At 70.7% G+C, this 15,199-nt stretch carries 19 protein-coding genes and 1 pseudogene; 8 read left to right on the top strand and 12 right to left on the bottom strand.

The features are described from left to right. Positions 1–573: 573 nt before the first annotated feature. The 7 genes and pseudogenes from GA0070616_RS01945 to GA0070616_RS01920 form a co-directional block, all read right to left on the bottom strand. Positions 574–1,401 (bottom strand): SCO4651 family lipoprotein, encoded by an 828-nt coding sequence (locus tag GA0070616_RS01945; protein WP_245712617.1) that lies wholly within the window; start codon positions 1,399–1,401, stop codon positions 574–576. A gap of 127 nt (positions 1,402–1,528) precedes the next feature. Then, positions 1,529–1,744, bottom strand: a pseudogene (locus GA0070616_RS29515) (MmyB family transcriptional regulator); the annotation flags it as partial. A gap of 156 nt (positions 1,745–1,900) precedes the next feature. Then, positions 1,901–2,308: an arsenate reductase ArsC gene (locus tag GA0070616_RS01940; RefSeq protein ID WP_091075231.1), complete on the bottom strand. Its 408-nt coding sequence runs from the start codon at positions 2,306–2,308 to the stop codon at positions 1,901–1,903. Beyond that, a complete protein-coding gene (locus tag GA0070616_RS01935) occupies positions 2,301–2,486 on the bottom strand; it encodes a hypothetical protein (protein ID WP_091075227.1) in 186 nt (61 codons plus the stop codon). Before GA0070616_RS01935 ends, GA0070616_RS01940 begins: the two co-directional genes overlap by 8 nt. Continuing rightward, positions 2,483–3,226, bottom strand: coding sequence for an aquaporin (locus GA0070616_RS01930; protein ID WP_091075224.1), 744 nt, complete (start codon positions 3,224–3,226; stop codon positions 2,483–2,485). Before GA0070616_RS01930 ends, GA0070616_RS01935 begins: the two co-directional genes overlap by 4 nt. 54 nt (positions 3,227–3,280) lie before the next feature. Then, positions 3,281–3,943, bottom strand: coding sequence for an arsenate reductase ArsC (locus GA0070616_RS28580; protein WP_091075223.1), 663 nt, complete (start codon positions 3,941–3,943; stop codon positions 3,281–3,283). After that, positions 3,940–4,626: an arsenate reductase/protein-tyrosine-phosphatase family protein gene (locus GA0070616_RS01920; RefSeq protein ID WP_091075221.1), complete on the bottom strand. Its 687-nt coding sequence runs from the start codon at positions 4,624–4,626 to the stop codon at positions 3,940–3,942. The genes GA0070616_RS28580 and GA0070616_RS01920 overlap by 4 nt, the downstream gene beginning before the upstream one ends. A gap of 158 nt (positions 4,627–4,784) precedes the next feature. Between GA0070616_RS01920 and GA0070616_RS01915 the strand changes: the two genes are divergently transcribed. Continuing rightward, on the top strand, positions 4,785–5,615 hold the full coding sequence (locus tag GA0070616_RS01915) for an NmrA family NAD(P)-binding protein (protein WP_091075219.1): 831 nt from the start codon (positions 4,785–4,787) through the stop codon (positions 5,613–5,615). 165 nt (positions 5,616–5,780) lie between these two features. Here the strand turns inward: GA0070616_RS01915 and GA0070616_RS01910 are convergent, their stop codons facing one another. Continuing rightward, positions 5,781–6,251 (bottom strand): anthrone oxygenase family protein, encoded by a 471-nt coding sequence (locus GA0070616_RS01910; protein ID WP_091075217.1) that lies wholly within the window; start codon positions 6,249–6,251, stop codon positions 5,781–5,783. Between the two features lie 123 nt (positions 6,252–6,374). Between GA0070616_RS01910 and GA0070616_RS01905 the strand changes: the two genes are divergently transcribed. From GA0070616_RS01905 to GA0070616_RS01885, 5 genes are all read left to right on the top strand, one after another. Further along, positions 6,375–7,358: an AraC family transcriptional regulator gene (locus GA0070616_RS01905; protein WP_091089670.1), complete on the top strand. Its 984-nt coding sequence runs from the start codon at positions 6,375–6,377 to the stop codon at positions 7,356–7,358. Between the two features lie 26 nt (positions 7,359–7,384). Further along, positions 7,385–7,786: a hypothetical protein gene (locus tag GA0070616_RS01900; protein ID WP_091075216.1), complete on the top strand. Its 402-nt coding sequence runs from the start codon at positions 7,385–7,387 to the stop codon at positions 7,784–7,786. Between the two features lie 76 nt (positions 7,787–7,862). Then, a complete protein-coding gene (locus GA0070616_RS01895) occupies positions 7,863–8,378 on the top strand; it encodes a redoxin domain-containing protein (RefSeq protein WP_091075214.1) in 516 nt (171 codons plus the stop codon). A 3-nt stretch (positions 8,379–8,381) separates the two neighbouring features. Further along, positions 8,382–9,248 carry a cytochrome c biogenesis CcdA family protein gene (locus tag GA0070616_RS01890; protein ID WP_091075212.1) on the top strand — a complete coding sequence of 289 codons (867 nt, stop codon included), beginning with the start codon at positions 8,382–8,384 and terminating at the stop codon, positions 9,246–9,248. A 96-nt stretch (positions 9,249–9,344) separates the two neighbouring features. After that, positions 9,345–10,583 (top strand): cation:proton antiporter domain-containing protein, encoded by a 1,239-nt coding sequence (locus GA0070616_RS01885; RefSeq protein WP_091075210.1) that lies wholly within the window; start codon positions 9,345–9,347, stop codon positions 10,581–10,583. Between the two features lie 225 nt (positions 10,584–10,808). Here GA0070616_RS01885 and GA0070616_RS01875 read toward each other — a convergent pair whose 3' ends face one another. Next, positions 10,809–11,840, bottom strand: a complete 1,032-nt coding sequence (locus tag GA0070616_RS01875) for a S1C family serine protease (RefSeq protein WP_245712616.1) — start codon at positions 11,838–11,840, stop codon at positions 10,809–10,811. A 209-nt stretch (positions 11,841–12,049) separates the two neighbouring features. On the opposite strand from GA0070616_RS01875, the gene GA0070616_RS01870 reads away from it, so the two are divergent. Then, positions 12,050–12,475 carry a PRC-barrel domain-containing protein gene (locus GA0070616_RS01870; RefSeq protein ID WP_091075204.1) on the top strand — a complete coding sequence of 142 codons (426 nt, stop codon included), beginning with the start codon at positions 12,050–12,052 and terminating at the stop codon, positions 12,473–12,475. Between the two features lie 84 nt (positions 12,476–12,559). Beyond that, positions 12,560–12,832, top strand: a complete 273-nt coding sequence (locus GA0070616_RS01865; protein WP_091075202.1) for a BON domain-containing protein — start codon at positions 12,560–12,562, stop codon at positions 12,830–12,832. Positions 12,833–12,943: 111 nt separating this feature from the next. Here the strand turns inward: GA0070616_RS01865 and GA0070616_RS27910 are convergent, their stop codons facing one another. From GA0070616_RS27910 to qcrC, 3 genes are read right to left on the bottom strand one after another with little or no spacing between them, the layout of a single operon-like run. After that, positions 12,944–13,087 carry a hypothetical protein gene (locus tag GA0070616_RS27910; protein WP_175439950.1) on the bottom strand — a complete coding sequence of 48 codons (144 nt, stop codon included), beginning with the start codon at positions 13,085–13,087 and terminating at the stop codon, positions 12,944–12,946. A 52-nt stretch (positions 13,088–13,139) separates the two neighbouring features. Further along, the gene (gene qcrA, locus GA0070616_RS01860; protein WP_091075200.1) at positions 13,140–14,228 is read right to left on the bottom strand and encodes a cytochrome bc1 complex Rieske iron-sulfur subunit; all 1,089 of its coding nucleotides are present in this window, start codon (positions 14,226–14,228) and stop codon (positions 13,140–13,142) included. Beyond that, entirely contained in the window at positions 14,225–15,052 is an 828-nt protein-coding gene (gene qcrC, locus GA0070616_RS01855) for a cytochrome bc1 complex diheme cytochrome c subunit (protein WP_091075198.1), read from the bottom strand. The genes qcrA and qcrC overlap by 4 nt, the downstream gene beginning before the upstream one ends. Positions 15,053–15,199 lie beyond the last annotated feature (147 nt).

Genomic DNA, 15,199 nt, shown 5'->3' with positions numbered 1-15,199 from the left:
TGTAGGTCCAGCCCCAGTCCCTGGCGCCGGCCTCGGCGTCCCCGATCTCCAGGTCGTTGCCGTGCGCGCGGATGCACAGCGGCTCGCCCGCCTGCACCCCCGCCAGGTAGGTGGCCAGTTGCCGATCCGCCTCGGCCTGCGTGAGGCCGGCGTCGATGGGCAGGAGCGCGCCCCATGCCTCCGCACCCGATTCGGGTCTCTCAGACTGACCGCGGGTGTTCGGATCCTGCGTCGCCACGATGAACATCTGACTCCTCCCCTTTGGATCTGTCGTCTGCCTAATTTCGTCGAAAGCAGGTTGGCTCGGTGGCCGAGGAACCGCCCTGTCGGCTTTACGGCTCAGGGGACCGGCGATTGCCGACGGCAGCGAAGGTGTCCGCAAGAAACGGTATGGGACGCAACCTCCGCGTCGGCCGTGTGGAATGTCCACTCCCGATAACTGCGACGACAACGGGGGTGCCGATGACCATTCTGGTGTCGCTGTCGGAACACTCGTGAGTCTCCGACGGGTGCCTGACAGCGCTGCCCGCCCGGTGAGGACACTCACCAGGCGGGCAGCGGCGCGGATCGGTGTCAGTTGCCGGCGGACAGGCCCTTCAGCATCTCGGCGAAATCGAAGGTCTCGGCGGCCGGCGGCGTCTCGATGTTCACCGGCTTGCCGTAGTCGGTGTAGTCGACCGTCATGTCGCCCATCTTGCCCATGTTCATGCCTGCCCGACGCGGCCGGTACTCCTCGTCGACCCAGAGGTCCATCGTGACCTCCTTGACGCCCTGCTTGGCGTACTGCTTCTCGACGCCCGACCGCAGTTCGGCGTCGAGGTGCCCGAGGTAGGTCGCCACCGGGGCGGTGACGGTGTAGTGGACCGTGCGTGCCCCGTTGACGGTCTCCTCGCCGACGACGGTGACGCCCTCAAGGGCGAGCAGCGTCTTCACCTGCTTGATCGGGTCGATGTTCTCGAACTGCTTGGTGAAGTCCATGCCCAGCTGCTCGCCGGCTGCGGAAAGGTCCAGCTTCATCCAGCGCTTCCCGTCCATGCCCGCACGCTCCTCCGCCGGAACCTCGACGAAGATCACGGTGCCGATCAATCGGACGATGGTCGGGGCACCGTCGTCCGGGCCCGACGTCGTCATCTCGGCCTTGACCGGGTCGCCCAGGTCGAAGACGCCCTGCATGGAGATCTTCTCGGCACCCATCGTGCCCTGCATCGCCGCGGTCACCGAGTCGCTCTTGTCGGTGGCCTCCATCGTCTTCTGCAACGAGCCCCTGAGATCAGTGGCGAGCAACTCCAGCACGCTGGTCTGTTCGGGCGCGTCGGAGCCCGGCTTCGAGCCGCAGGCGGCCATCGCGAAGGCGGTGAGAGCGGAGACCAACACAACGGTGGTCTTCTTCCGAAGTGACACGTGACAGCTTCCTTCCCCCGGGATTCTGGGGTGGCCCCAGATTTGACCAGCGACACGCTATCCCACCCGGTCGACCCCGGATGCCCTGCTGCTGCAGGCACAGAACGGCTGTCCCGGCGGGGGTGGACGCCCCACCCGCCGACCACCACCGGTCGACCTCGGGGTTGGCGCGTAGCCGTTCCAGAATCAACGTGTACCGAGGGTCGTCGGTGAGTCCGGCACTGCCAGCCCGGACTTCCGCAACCACCCGCCGGGCGTGATCGGACCAGTTGACGGGGCGCGCCCGGATGACGGGGTGGAATGTCAGCACTGCCACGTTGCGCTCGTCCGCCGGCACGCCGGAGTAGTGCCAGAGCGCCGCAAGCCTGCGTCGCGACCGCGCACCTTCGGATGTGGCCCCACCCGGTACGCCCGCGCAGCTGACACCGCCACCTGGCCGCTGACGCCGCCACCTGGCCGCGCGCTCGGTGACCCGGCCGGGGCGACGTCGGTCGGGCTGTCAGGGGGCCAGGTGCAGTTCGGCGAGCAGCGCCCGAACCCGGTCGCGGATCTCGTCGCGGATCGGGCGCACGGCCTCGACGCCCTGGCCGGCGGGGTCGTCGAGCTTCCAGTCCTCGTAGCGCTTGCCGGGAAAGACCGGACACGCGTCGCCACAGCCCATGGTGACGATGACGTCGGACGACTCGGCGGTGGCGTACTCCAGAAGCTTCGGCGTCTGGTCGGTGATGTCGATGCCGACCTCACGCATGGCCTCGACGGCGGCGGGGTTGATCTGGTCGGCGGGTGCGCTGCCGGCGGAGCGGACCTCGACGGTGTCGCCGGCGAGGTGGCGCAGCCAGCCGGCGGCCATCTGGGAGCGGCCGGCGTTGTGGACGCAGACGAACAGGACGCTGGGCTTGTCACTCATGAGTGCCTCTCTCGGTGCGGTACGGGTCGCGGATCCGGTTGACCGGGGCGTCGTCGACCTGGTCAGGCGGGATGTGGTCGGCGGTGCCGTTGCGGTCGACCAGGCGGTAGCGGCCGGGACCGTACCGGCGGTTCAACAGGCACGAGCGGGACGCCCGGTGGTCGTGCCGGGCTGTCACGGCCGGGGACCGGTGGTGGCGTCCTCGTCGGTGGGGACGACGACCTGGTCGGCGGCGGCACCGGCGTCGGGGTAGAGGGCGGCGAGCAGACCGACACCGACGGCGAGGCCGACGAGTTGCGCGAGGACGAACCCGGGCACCGACCCGGGGGCGATGCCGGCGAAGGTGTCGGTGAACGCGCGTCCGACGGTGACCGCCGGATTGGCGAAGGAGGTGGACGAGGTGAACCAGTACGCGGCACCGATGTAGGCGCCGACGGCGGCGGGAGCGACCGGGGCGCGACCGGAGCGGGCGAGGGCGAAGATCAGCAGGATCAGCCCTGTGGTGGCGACGACCTCGCCGAGCCACAGGTTGCCGGCCGCGCGGTCCTTGCTCGAGAAGTCGACGGCGGCCAGGTCGAACATCAGGTTCGCCAGCACCGCACCGGCGATTCCGCCCAACACCTGGGCCACCACGTAGCCGCCGAGGTCGCGGCCGGTGAGGCCGGTGCCGGCGCGGCGGCCGAGAAGCCAGTCGGCGGCGGACACGACCGGATTGAAGTGTGCCCCCGAGACCGGGCCGAAGGTCAGGATCAGCGCCCCGAGAGCGAAGGCCGTGGCGACGGAGTTCTGTAGCAGTTGCAGGCCGACGTCGCCGGGGGAGAGGTTGGTGGCCATGATGCCGGAGCCGACCACGGCGGTGACCAACAGGGCGGTGCCGGTGAACTCGGCCAGCAGGCGCCGCCGAAGTGCGATGGTCATCAGTTCTTCTCGCTCCTGGTGGGGCGGTCCCGGCAGGTGCCGGGACGGTGACGGCTATCGGGTGGTGGTGACGGTCAGGTCGTCGAGCAGCCGGCGGACGCGGCGTTCGATCTCGTCGCGGATCGGCCGGACGTCGACCAGGTCGAGCCCGGCGGGGTCGTCGACGGTCCAGTTCTCGTAGCGGGTGCCGGGGAAGACGGGGCAGGCGTCGCCGCAGCCCATGGTGACCACGACGTCGGCGGCACGCACCACCTCGTCGGTCCAGGGTTTGGGGAACTCCTGTGAGATGTCGATGCCGCGTTCGCTCATCGCGGCGATCGCGCGCGGGTTGATCTCCGTGCCGGGTTCACTGCCGCCGGACCAGGCGATCGCTCGGTCGCCGGCGAGGTGGGTGAGGAAGCCCAGGGCCATCTGGGAGCGGCCGGCGTTGTGGGTGCACAGGAACAGCACGACGGGCCGGCCGTCGCGGTGGTGACCTTCGACCCGGGCCAGGGCGTGCAGCCGCTGTCGGGCGAAGCGTTCGGCCAGCAGCGGCAGGTGGTGGGAGATGGTGGCGACGGTGGCGAACTGGTCGTAGCTGTGGTGCAGGAACTTCTCGATGGTCTCGGTGCCGTAGCTGCCGTCGAACTCCACCGCCAGGCGGGTCGCGGCGGTGTGCAGGGCGACCTGCTGGTCGATGGTGAGTGGCGGGTGGACGTCGGCGCTGGCGCGGGTCATGGGGTGCCTCTCGAGGTGGAGGTGGGGGCGAGGCGGCCGACGCGGTCGGCGAGGTCGGCGTAGGCCGCCTCGAAAGCCTCGTCGGTGTCGATGCGCACCGGATCCGGCACGGACCAGTGCAGGCGGGGGCGAACCGGGCCGGTCAGCTCCTCGTGGGCGTTGTCGCAGACGGCGATGACCAGGTCGTCGTCGCGGACGACGTCGTCGACGTGTGCGGTGCCGGTCGGGTCGAGGTCGAGGGCGTGGCGGTGGGCCACGGCGAGGGCGCGGGGATGGACCCGGGCGGCCGGCATGGTGCCGGCGGAGGCGGCGGGGCCGCTGGTGCGGTGTTTCCACAGGGCGGCGGCCAGCTGCGAGCGGGCCGAGTTGTGGGTGCACACGAACACCACCCGACCGACGCCGGCCAGGCGCGGGGTGGCGAGGGTGGCGAGGGTTTCGGGGCGTAGCCGCAGGTAGATGCGCCGCCGGTCGCCCTCGGAGCGGCCCCTGGCGACCAGACCGGCGTCGGTGAGGACCTTGACGTGGTGGGCGACCAGGTTCGTCGGCATGTCGAGGGCGTGGGCGATCTCCCCGGGGGAGGCGTCGCCCAGGCTGAGCGCGTCGACGATCGCGAGGCGGGCCGGATCGCCGAGCGCGGCGTGGATCCGGGCCCGCCCCGCCAACGAGGAAAGGTCAGTGCTCATTGACTCAATGATTACTGAGCGATCCTGTGGAGTCAAGTCGGTCGAGAGCAGTCGGCGTACGGTCGCCGAAACCGCAGAGCGGGGTCGCTAGACGACCGGACATGCGGTTGAGCCGCGCAACTATGGTTGCCGCCCGACCCGGTGGCTGTACTGGTGACATGACTGAGAACGCACAGCTCACCAAGACCAAGCCCATCCTCGTCCTCGGAGCCACGGGCAAGACCGGGCGCCGGGTGGCCGAGCGGCTGACCGCCAGGGGACTGCCGGTGCGGGCCGGCTCCCGTACCGCACCGGTGCCCTTCGACTGGGAGGACCAGAGCACGTGGGGTCCGGCCCTCGACGGCGTCGGGGCCGCCTACATCTCCTACTTTCCCGACCTCGGCTTCCCCGGCGCTGCCGATGCCGTCGGCGGCTTCGCCAAGTTGGCCGTGAGCAAGGGCGTCCAGCGGCTGGTGCTGCTCTCCGGCCGTGGTGAGCAGCAAGCCCGCATCAGCGAGGAGGCGGTGCAGGAGACCGGCGCGGCGGTGACCGTCGTCCGTGCGAGCTGGTTCAACCAGAACTTCAGTGAAGATATCCTGCTGGAACCGGTGCTGGCCGGGGAGATCGCCCTGCCGGCCGGCGGCTCGGCCGAGCCGTTCGTCGACGCCGACGACATCGCCGACGTCGCCGTCGCCGCGCTCACCGAGGACCGGCACGCTGGTGAGGTCTACGAGCTGACCGGCCCGCGCCTGCTCACCTTCGACGACGTCGCCGCCGAGATCTCCCGGGCCACCGGTCGCGAGGTCCGGTACCTGCCGGTGACCGCCGAGCAGTACGCCGCCGTGCTGCGTGAGAACGATCTGCCGGCGGAGTACGTCGAGCTGTTCACCGTCATCCTCGACGGGCGCAACGCACACCTGACCGACGGGGTCCAGCGGGCGTTGGGCCGGGAACCCCGCGACTTCCGCGAGTTCGCCCGTGACACCGCCGCCACCGGGGTATGGGGCTGACCGGTCGTCGACGACGGGGCGGGAGGGGTGCCGATGACTGCGCGTACACCGAAGGCGTTCCTCGGGGAACGGCGTGGCGTCCGGATCGTCGTGGGCACACCTCCACGCAGCGCAGCCGAGGCGGCAGGATCTGCCCGACCAGCGGGCCACCGGTGGTGCGGCAGGTCACGCCAGGGCCAGGGCTGCGCAGAGGCAGCCGAAGGCGGCCACGCAGATGAGGGTGCGCAGGTGGTGCCAGCGGACCCACGGCTGTTCGAAGTCCCGCCGCGCCGCCCGGGGGTCGGCCAGCCGGTCGGGCGGGCCGGCGCGGTCCAGGCGGTTGTTGAGCGGAATGTTCACCGCGAAGGTGATCACCAGCGTGACGAGGTAGCCGGCGACGCCGGCGACGACCCAGCCCCGGACGTCGGGGTGATCGAGGTGCCACCAGGCCGCCGCACCGCCGGCGACAAGCGCGCCCAGGAAGACCAGGCCGAACAGGACGTTCTGGATGGCGCTGTTGACCTGTTGCATGACCCGGACGAACGTGGTGTCGTCGACCCGCGCGAGTGCGGGCATCACCGCGACCGAGAACCCGAAGAAGAGCCCGGCCACCAGACCCGTCGTCACCGTCGCGATGACCAGCGCCGCCACCGACATGTCTCCTCCTTCGACGGCACCGACCGCCGGAGCCTCCTGTCCTGCAGAACGTTAGGTCGCACATCACCGCGTGAACCATGGCTGCGCGACTCGACCCCATGCGTGAGCGTCTAGCCTGTGGCGGTGGACGCACTCGCCGAACTGCTCGACCAGCCTCGGGCACGGGGGGCCTTCCTGCTCCGGTCGATCCTCACCCCGCCGTGGTCCCTCCGCGTCGAGGACCGGGCGCCCCTGTCACTGGTGACGATGATCCGCGGGCACGCCTGGATCCTGCCCGACGGTGGCGAGGCGGTGCGGATCGAGCCGGGCGACGCCGTCCTGCTGCGTGGTCCGGACAGCTACACCTTTGCCGACGAGCCGGGCCGCCCGGTGCAGATCGTCGTCCACCCCGGGCAGCGGTGCACCACCCCCCAGGGGCGGGACGTCGCCGAGACGATGCAGCTGGGTGTCCGCACCTGGGGTGCGGACGGCGACGGTGCCGCCGTCATGCTCAGCGGCACGTACCAGATCGACAGTGAGGTGAGCCAGCGTCTGCTGCGTCTGCTGCCGCCGGTGTTGATCCGCAGGACCGAGGCGGCCGACGCGCCGCTGATCGAGCTGCTCGGCCGGGAAGTAGTGCGTGACGAACCGGGTCAGGAGCTGATCCTCGACCGGCTGCTCGACCTGCTGCTGGTCAGCGTGCTGCGTTCCTGGCTGTCCAGCGCAGAGACGCCTGACGCGGGGTGGTACCACGCGCAGCACGATCCTGTGGTGGGTCCGGCGCTGCGGCTGCTGCACGCGGAGCCGGCGTACCCGTGGACGGTGGCGGACCTGGCGGTGAAGGTCGGCGTCTCCCGCGCGGCCCTGGCCCGCCGGTTCACCGCGCAGGTGGGCGAGGGCCCGATGACCTACCTGACCTGGTGGCGTCTGGACCTCGCTGCCGACCTGCTGCGGAGAAGCGACGCGACGGTCGCGGCGGTGGCCCGGCAGGTCGGCTACGGCAGTGCGTTCGCGTTGAGTACCGCCTTCAAGCGGGTCCGTGGGGTCAGCCCGCAGGAGCACCGGCAGGCGGTCGTACCCGCCGCGCTCTGTCCTTCCGCCGGGCCGACAGCGGGCGGCCGTGGGTGAGCGTGGCGGCGCTATCCTGCGCGGTCATGGGATACGCATTCAGTCTCGATCCGCCGACCGAGGAGGGTTACCTCAGCACCCCGTGTGCGTTCAGCGGTGAGCAGATGAACTACGTACGGATGATCATGATAGAGGCCGGGGTGGTGGCGGGGGACGGCGTCGCGCAGGTGCTGGACACCCGGGGGCTGGAGGTCACCGAGGAGACGCTGCCGACGCGCCGGTTCCTCTACAACGAGGGGCACACGACGGCGGCCGAAGCGGCGTTCGTCGCCCGTCGGCTGCGCGCCGCCCTCGACGCGCAGGTCGTGGCGGAACTGCTGGTGTTCCTCGACGATCACCCGGGCGAGGACCAGGTGACGGAGTGGGTCAGGCAGTTCGCCGCCTTCAACGAACAGGCGGCGCAGCAGAACGGTTACTACAGTTGCTGACCACGACCGGGCGGTGACGCCACCCGTGGGCCGGGCTTTCGGCCCACACACGATCACAACGGATTCGGGAGCAGCAATGGTGATTCGGCGGACGTCCGTGACGCTGGTGCTCGTCGCCGCGTTGGTCCTGGTCGGGTGCGGGAAGGATGCGGCGCCGGGGGACGACGGCGTGGGGCCGACACCGGCAGCGGCGGCGGATCTGACCTTCACTGTCGCCACTGTCGACGGTGGCACGTTCTCCGGTGACCGGCTTCGGGGGAAGCCGGCGGTGCTGTGGTTCTGGGCTCCGTGGTGCTCGACGTGTGTCTCCGAGGCGCCGACGGTGAAGAACCTGGCGGGCGAGTACGCCGACCGGGTGGCGGTGGTGGGTGTGGCGGGGCTCGGCGAACCGCAGGCGATGCGGGAGTTCGTGACCATGACCGGCATCGACGGGTTCCCGCAGCTCGCCGACACCGAGGGCCTGCTGTGGAAGCGGTGGGAGGTGACGGCGCAGGCCACTTTCGTCGTGCTCGACTCCGAAGGGGCCGTGGCCGCTCGCGGTCACCTGGAGCCGGACGAGCTGAAGCGGCGGGTCGACGGACTGGTGGGCTGAGCGTTGAACGAGGCGCCGTTGGCGTTGGCGGTGGCCGCCGGGACGCTCGCGGTGGTCAACCCGTGCGGATTCGCCCTGCTGCCGGCGTACCTGTCGTTCCTGATCGTCGGTGACGGCAGCGCCGGTCGTGGGGCTGCGGTGCTGCGGGCGCTGGTCGCCACGGCGGCGATGACCGTGGGGTTCGTCGCCGTGTTCGGCGTGTTCGGGTTGCTGGTGGCGCCGGCCGGTGGTGCCGTGCAGCGTCACCTGCCGTGGGTGACGGTCGTGATGGGCGTCCTGCTGCTCGGGCTGGGCGGTTGGCTGTTGGCCGGCCGGACGCTGCCCGGCCTGGGCCTGGCGGCCGGTCGGGGACCGGCGGTGACCCGGTCGCTGCCGTCGATGGTCGCGTTCGGTGTGGCGTACGCGGTGGCGTCGCTGTCGTGCACGGTGGGGCCGTTCCTGGCCATCGTGGTGACCAGTTTCCGGGCCGGTTCCGTGGCTTCGGGTGCCGGCTTGTTCGTGGCGTACGCGGCCGGCATGGGGGTGACCGTGGCGGTCGCGGCGGTGGCCGTGGCGCTGGCGCGCGACGGCCTGATCCGCCGGGTCCGGCGGGTCGCTGCGCTGCTGTCGCGGGTCGGTGGTGTCCTGCTGGTGGTCGCCGGCGGCTATGTGGCGTGGTACGGGTGGTACGAGATCCGGGTCCTGCGGGGGAGCGCGTCGGGTGACGTCGTCGTGGACGGCGCGGCCGTGGTGCAGCGCTGGCTGGCCGAGGTGCTGTCCCGCACCGGCGCGGGCACGCTCACGGCCGTGCTGGTCGCACTGCTCGCCGTGACCGGCGGGCTCTGGTGGTGGCGACACCCGAGGCTCCGGTCCCGGCTCCCGTCCGACTGAGGGCCGGGGACCCGGTGGGGCGGGCACCCACCGCGGGACGGCCTCGGGCCGGGGCCACGTCCGTATGATCGCGCCACGAACGGGGTACCCGAACGCGTGCATTCGCTCGATATGGGTTACGCGCTGATCGGATCGCTCGCGGTGCTGCTGGTCTTCTGGTCCAGCGCGATCCGCAACGCGATCATCAGCGAACCCCTGCTCGCCCTCGGACTCGGCGTGCTCGCCGGCCCCGTGCTCGGCGTCCTCGACATCGCCGACGCCGACGTGTCCATGTTCACCTTCGAGGCGAGCCGGCTGCTGCTGGCCATCTCCCTGATGGCGGTGGCGCTGCGGTTCCCGCTGGCCGCCTACCGCGCGGTCGGTCGACCCGTCGCGGTGCTGTTGACGGCCGCGCTGCTGGGCATGACGCTGGTCAGCTCCGGGCTGGCCTGGCTGGTGCTCGGTCTGCCGCTGTCCCTGGCGGTGCTGCTCGGCGCCTGTGTCGCCCCCACCGACCCGGTGCTCGCGGCCAGCATCGTCTCCGGTGGTCCCGCCGAACGGGAGTTGCCGGCGAGACTGCGGCAGATCATCAGCGCCGAGTCGGGTGGCAACGACGGGCTGGCGTTCCCGCTCGTGGTGGTCGTACTGGCAGCAACCGGGGCCGGAACGTGGGGCGAGCGCACCGTCGAGGCGCTGTGGGGGGTGGGCGGAGCGATCCTGGTCGGGGTGGTGGTGGGGGCACTGGCCGGATGGGCGGTACGGGCCGCGCTGCGCAGGGAGGACGTGGACGAGGGTTCACTACTGATCTTCGCGTTGGTGCTGGCGGTCGCCGCGCTGGGAATCGGTGCGCTGCTGCGTACCGACGACGTGCTCGCCGTGTTCGTCACCGGGCTCGCCTACAACGCCGTGATCAAGGACTTCGCCCGGGTGTCGGAGCAGAAGCTGGACGACTCCCTCAGCCGGTACCTGTTGTTGCCGTTGTTCGTCCTGCTCGGCCTCGAACTGCCGTGGCGGGCCTGGCTGGACCTCGGCTGGCCGTTGTTCGCGTTCGTGCTGGGCGTACTGCTGCTGCGCCGGCTGCCGGTGGTGCTGGCGTTGCGGCCGGCGCTGGCCATGTCGGCACGGGATGTGGTCTTCCTCGGCTGGTTCGGGCCGATCGGGGTGTCCGCGCTGTTCTACGTGACGTTCAGCGAACACGAGGGGGTGCGGGACCCGCGCCTGTGGGCGGCGGGCAGCCTGGTCGTCGTGGCGAGCACGGTCGTGCACGGGATCACCGCGACGCCGGCCCGTCGCCGCTACGCGGGCGCGGCGCAGGCCCGGGGCGGTGGCGGTGCAGGACAACGTCGAGACCGATGATTCGCCGCACCAAGATGATCATGACGACTGTCAGGAGTCCCTGCCAGGACGGTGGCTGCGCCAGGCGGATCAGCCCGGCGGCCAGCCACAGGTCGACCAGGACGCGGAAGGCCAGGGGGACGTTCCTGACGACGAGCAGTGCCACTGTCGCAGCGACGACACCGCCGACCAGGCAGACGAGTGCCGCATGGTGCAGCACCGTGGTCACGACAGCACCGGTCAGAGTCAGCGGGTCGCCGTGGTCGGCGTCACGGTCGCTCGCCGGGTCTCACCGTCGCGCAGGTACGTCACGGAGATCCGCTGGCCGGGCTCGACCGAGCGCAGTGCGCCGAGGAACGCCTCCAGGGTCTCGGTGCGGTCGCCGGTCACCTCGGTGATGATGTCCCCTGGGCGGATGCCGGCCTCGGCTGCCGGGCCGTCCTCGTCGACGTCGCGGACGAGCACACCCCGGTCCGTGCCGGCACCGAGGGACTGGGCGATCTGCGAGGTCAGCCGAGCCACCGCCACGCCAAGGTACGGCTGGGTGACCCGACCGTCGTCGAGCAGGTCGTCGGCGATGTCGAGTGCCGTGGCGGCGGGGATGGCGAACCCGATGGACACCGCGCCGGTCTGCGGCGGCAGGTACGCGTCGTTGATGCCGATCACCCGTCCGGAGAAGTCGACGAGCGCACCGCCCGAGTTGCCCGGCGAGATCGCGGCGTCGGTCTGGATCAGGTCGACCAGGGCGTTGCCCTGGCTGGCCGACCCGGGAATCTCCCTGCCGACGCCGGAGACGATGCCGGCGGTGACGCTGTTGAGGAAGCCCAGCGGGCTGCCGAGGGCGAGGACCGGCTCGCCGGGCGAGGGCAGTTCGGTGCGGAACGGCGCGGGCGGCAGGTCGGTGCGCTCGGCGCGCAGCACGGCGAGGTCGGTGACGGCGTCAGCGGCGACCACCCGGGCCGGGATCCGGGTGCCGTCGGCGAGGGCGACCTCCACGTTCTCCTGGTCACCCACGACGTGCTCGTTGGTCAGAATCAGCCCGCCGTCGCGGAAGACCACCCCGGAGCCGATGCCCTGGCCCACGCGGACGGTGACGACGGAGGGCTGCAGTTGCGCGACGATCTGCGGCAGGTCGGCGACGGCCGGGGCCGTCGTGCTGGTCGGTGCTCCCGTCGGGGTCGCCGTCGCCTCGCCGCCACCGTCAGTGGTGCAGCCGACGGTGGCGACCAGCATCGCCCCGCTTCCCAGTAGGGCCACCCAACGCGATCGACGTGTCACTTCCCTGTCCTCCCCGGGGGATCGTCCGACGGCGCACCTGTGCTGGCGCCCTGATGAGCCGCTACCCGACTCCTTCGGTGGCAAACGCCGCAGCCCCTCGGCGCCGCGGGTTGTCACACGAGTGGCCGGCAATCGTCACCGTTCCGTCGTGTTGTCAGCGCCTGACCGGGGTAGCGCAGTGGCATCGGAAGTTACGGAAGGAGCAGCTCATGGCAGACGAGAGCACGGCGACGCTGATGAAGCTCGGCGACTCCGGGCAGACGATCGCGGCGCCCGGTAAGGATGTGCGGGGCCGGCACGTCGTCGACGCCGGCGGCGAGGAACTGGGCAAGGTCGACGACCTCCTCATCGACAGCGAGGAGCACAAGGTGCGGTTCCTCCGGGTCGAACACGGGGGAATCCTGGGCATCGGTGCCACCGCCACCTTCATTCCCGTGGAGGCCGTCAGCGACATCGACGACGACACGGTACGGGTCGACCTGACCCGCCAGAAGATCGAGCAGGCACCGACGTACGACCCGGAGGTCGTCGACGACACCGGCTACTACGCGGAGCTCTACGGGTACTACGGCTACCCGCCGTTCTTCGGTCCCGGGATCACGCCCGTGCAACCGCTTCCCCCGATCCGGCGCTGACCCGGAACCGATCCCAGCCCAGGCGGGGTCCGGCCGGCCGCTTCGGCGGTCGCCGGCATCCCGCCACCCCGTGAGGAGTTGACGGTGAGCTACCCCTGGTTCCCCTACGACCTTTCGTCGGCCTTCCAGACCGGACCCACCTGTGAGGACGCCCAACTGGCCTGCCGGCTGCTCGAGCGCATGCAGCGTGATCCCCTGCTCCGCCACGAGCGCATCTGCATCGAGGTGCAGAACCGGGTCGTCATCCTGGAAGGGTCCGCCAGCGACGCCGACGTGATCGCCCGGGCCCACGCCCTCGCCTGGGGCAGTCCGGGCGTGCACGACGTCAACAACCGGCTGCGTCACCACCAGGGATGAGCGGGCCCCGGCGTCCGTCGACGGCGGCACCGGGAAGGACCACCGCTCAGCCTGTCGCGGCCCGCCGCCGGAGTCGGGGTACCGCCGCTGGTGGAGCAGTCCCGGGCGGTTTCACCGGTCCGACCCTGTGTCGTCCCGACCGGCTCGGGTCCGACCGACGAGGAACAGCCCGGCTGCGACAGCGAGCAGCAGAACCATCAGCACCACGAACACGACGTTGCTGGGGACCTCGACGTTCAACAGGGGAATCCGCACGCGTCTCATCCTCCTCGAAGTTCCGGTCGGCGGCGACCGGACGACGACGGGATCAGGGGCGTTCCCAGAAGTCGGGGCCGATGGGTTCGTTGTAGTCGGCGGACGCGACGAAGAAGCCCTCGTCGTCGACCTCGATGGGCAGTTGGGGGAGACGCCGGCTGGCGGGGCCGAAGATGGGCTCGGCGTTGTTGGTGATCAGGAACTGCGACTGGTGGCAGGGGCACAGCAGTCGGTTGGTCTGCTGTTCGTAGAGGCTCGCCGGGCAACCGGCGTGCGTGCAGATCTTCGAGTAGGCGATGTAGTTGCCCCACATCCAGTCGATTTTGCCGGCGTCCCGGTTGTTCTGACGCGCCGTGAGGGCGTCCTCGGCGCGCAGGTGGATGAGCAGGGTGACCGAGTCGGCGTACTCGTTGCTGACCCCGTTGGGGATGCCGGGGAAGACGGTCACCTGGGCTCCGGGCAGCAGGTCGGCCGGACGAACCGGGCGTCCGTCCTCCCGCACCAGGCGGATCCGGGTGACGGGGCCCTGCTCGTCGGCGGGCGCGAACCCGGTCCGGAAGAGTTCACTGTCGTCGTGCGGGTCGCTGATCAGGCCCCCGACCAGGGGCGCGGCGGCAACGGCGCCGACCGGGACGAGCGCGGCGAGCAGGGACACCCCGAGCAGGGGGCGTCGCTTCACGCCGAGCTCGTCGGCCATGAAGAGCATGGTCTGCCCGGCGACGCGTCGGTCGTCGGCCGAGACCGCACCCTCGTGCCGGTCCTGGATGGACACCTCCTTGGGCAGCAGCTTCTTGCCCCAGACGAGGATGCCGAACCCGACACCCAGCAGCGCGACACCCATCGTCGTGCCGAGCAGCGGGGTGTAGTACTCCTCCATGTCGGCGGCCAGTTCGTACCGCCACGGCCACCAGATGTAGACGACCAGAAAGGCGGTCGCGGCCACCGCGGCGACCAGGAACAGCGCGGCGACGATACGCACCAACCGGCGCTCCGCCTTCGAGCCCGGCGTGACCTGCGGGTCGTAGTGGACGATCTCGATGTCGTCGCGGCGTGCGCCTTCACGGACGATCTCGAACCGCGACAGCCGGCCATCGCCGACGTCCACCTGTTCCCGGCTCTGCTGACTCTGGTGTTCGCTCATGACTTACCCGCGATCCACAGGCTGGCGAAGACCAGCGCGACGATGCCGACCAGGAAGATCGCCACACCCTCGGTCGAGGGACCGTACCGGCCGAGGTTGAATCCGCCCGGGTCGGTGTCGGACTGGATCACCTGCTGGATGTAGGCGATGACGTCCGCCTTCTCCTCGGGGGTCAGGGTGGTGTCACCGAACACCGGCATGTTCTGTGGCCCGCTGAGCATGGCCGCGTAGATGATCCGGTCGCTGGCCGGATAGAGGCTCGGCGCGAACTTGCCGGAGGACAGCGCGCCGCCGCCACCACCGAAGGCGTGACACTGGGAACAGTTGATCCGGAACAGCTCCCCGCCCCGGGCGAGATTCGCGTCCTCGACGAGGGCGTCGACGTCGTCCGGCACCACCGGGCCGACCCCGAGCGACTCGATGTAGGCGGCGAGCTGCCGCACCTCCTCGTCGGTGTACAACGGCGGTTTCCGCAGTGCCTGCGCCTCCTGCCGGGCCAGCGGCATCCGGCCGCTGCCAACCTGGAACTCGACGGACGCCCCGCCCACGTTGATCAGACTTGGCCCCCGCCCCTCCACACCACCGGCGCTACGCCCGTGGCAGGTGATGCAGCCCACCTCGAACAGCGCCTCACCCTCCGCCGCCGCCGCGCGGTTCCCGGGCTCCTCCTGCGCCTGCGCCTGGGGTGCGAAGACCGCGTAGAGCCCGCCCGCCAGAACCAGGGCCGCGACCATCCGCACCACCGCACCGACACGTCTTCCGGTCGGACCGGAGCGACGACGTCTCCGGAATCGGGCACAAGCGTGAGACAGTCGATCTGCCATGGCTCTCCTCACGTCGCGGATGCGGGTGGCGGTGACGAGCGCGCCGATTTGCCACCGTACAAGGTTTTCGTCACCCATGCTGGGCGAATGCTTCGTCTGCCCGGCCCGACGTGGCTGTCACCGACCTCCGTGCCGGCTACTTCCGGC

This window comes from Micromonospora nigra (assembly GCF_900091585.1).
Classification (GTDB): domain Bacteria; phylum Actinomycetota; class Actinomycetes; order Mycobacteriales; family Micromonosporaceae; genus Micromonospora; species Micromonospora nigra.
The sequence above is the reverse complement of the archived record's forward strand: the minus strand, read 5'-3'. Positions and strand labels throughout refer to the sequence as shown.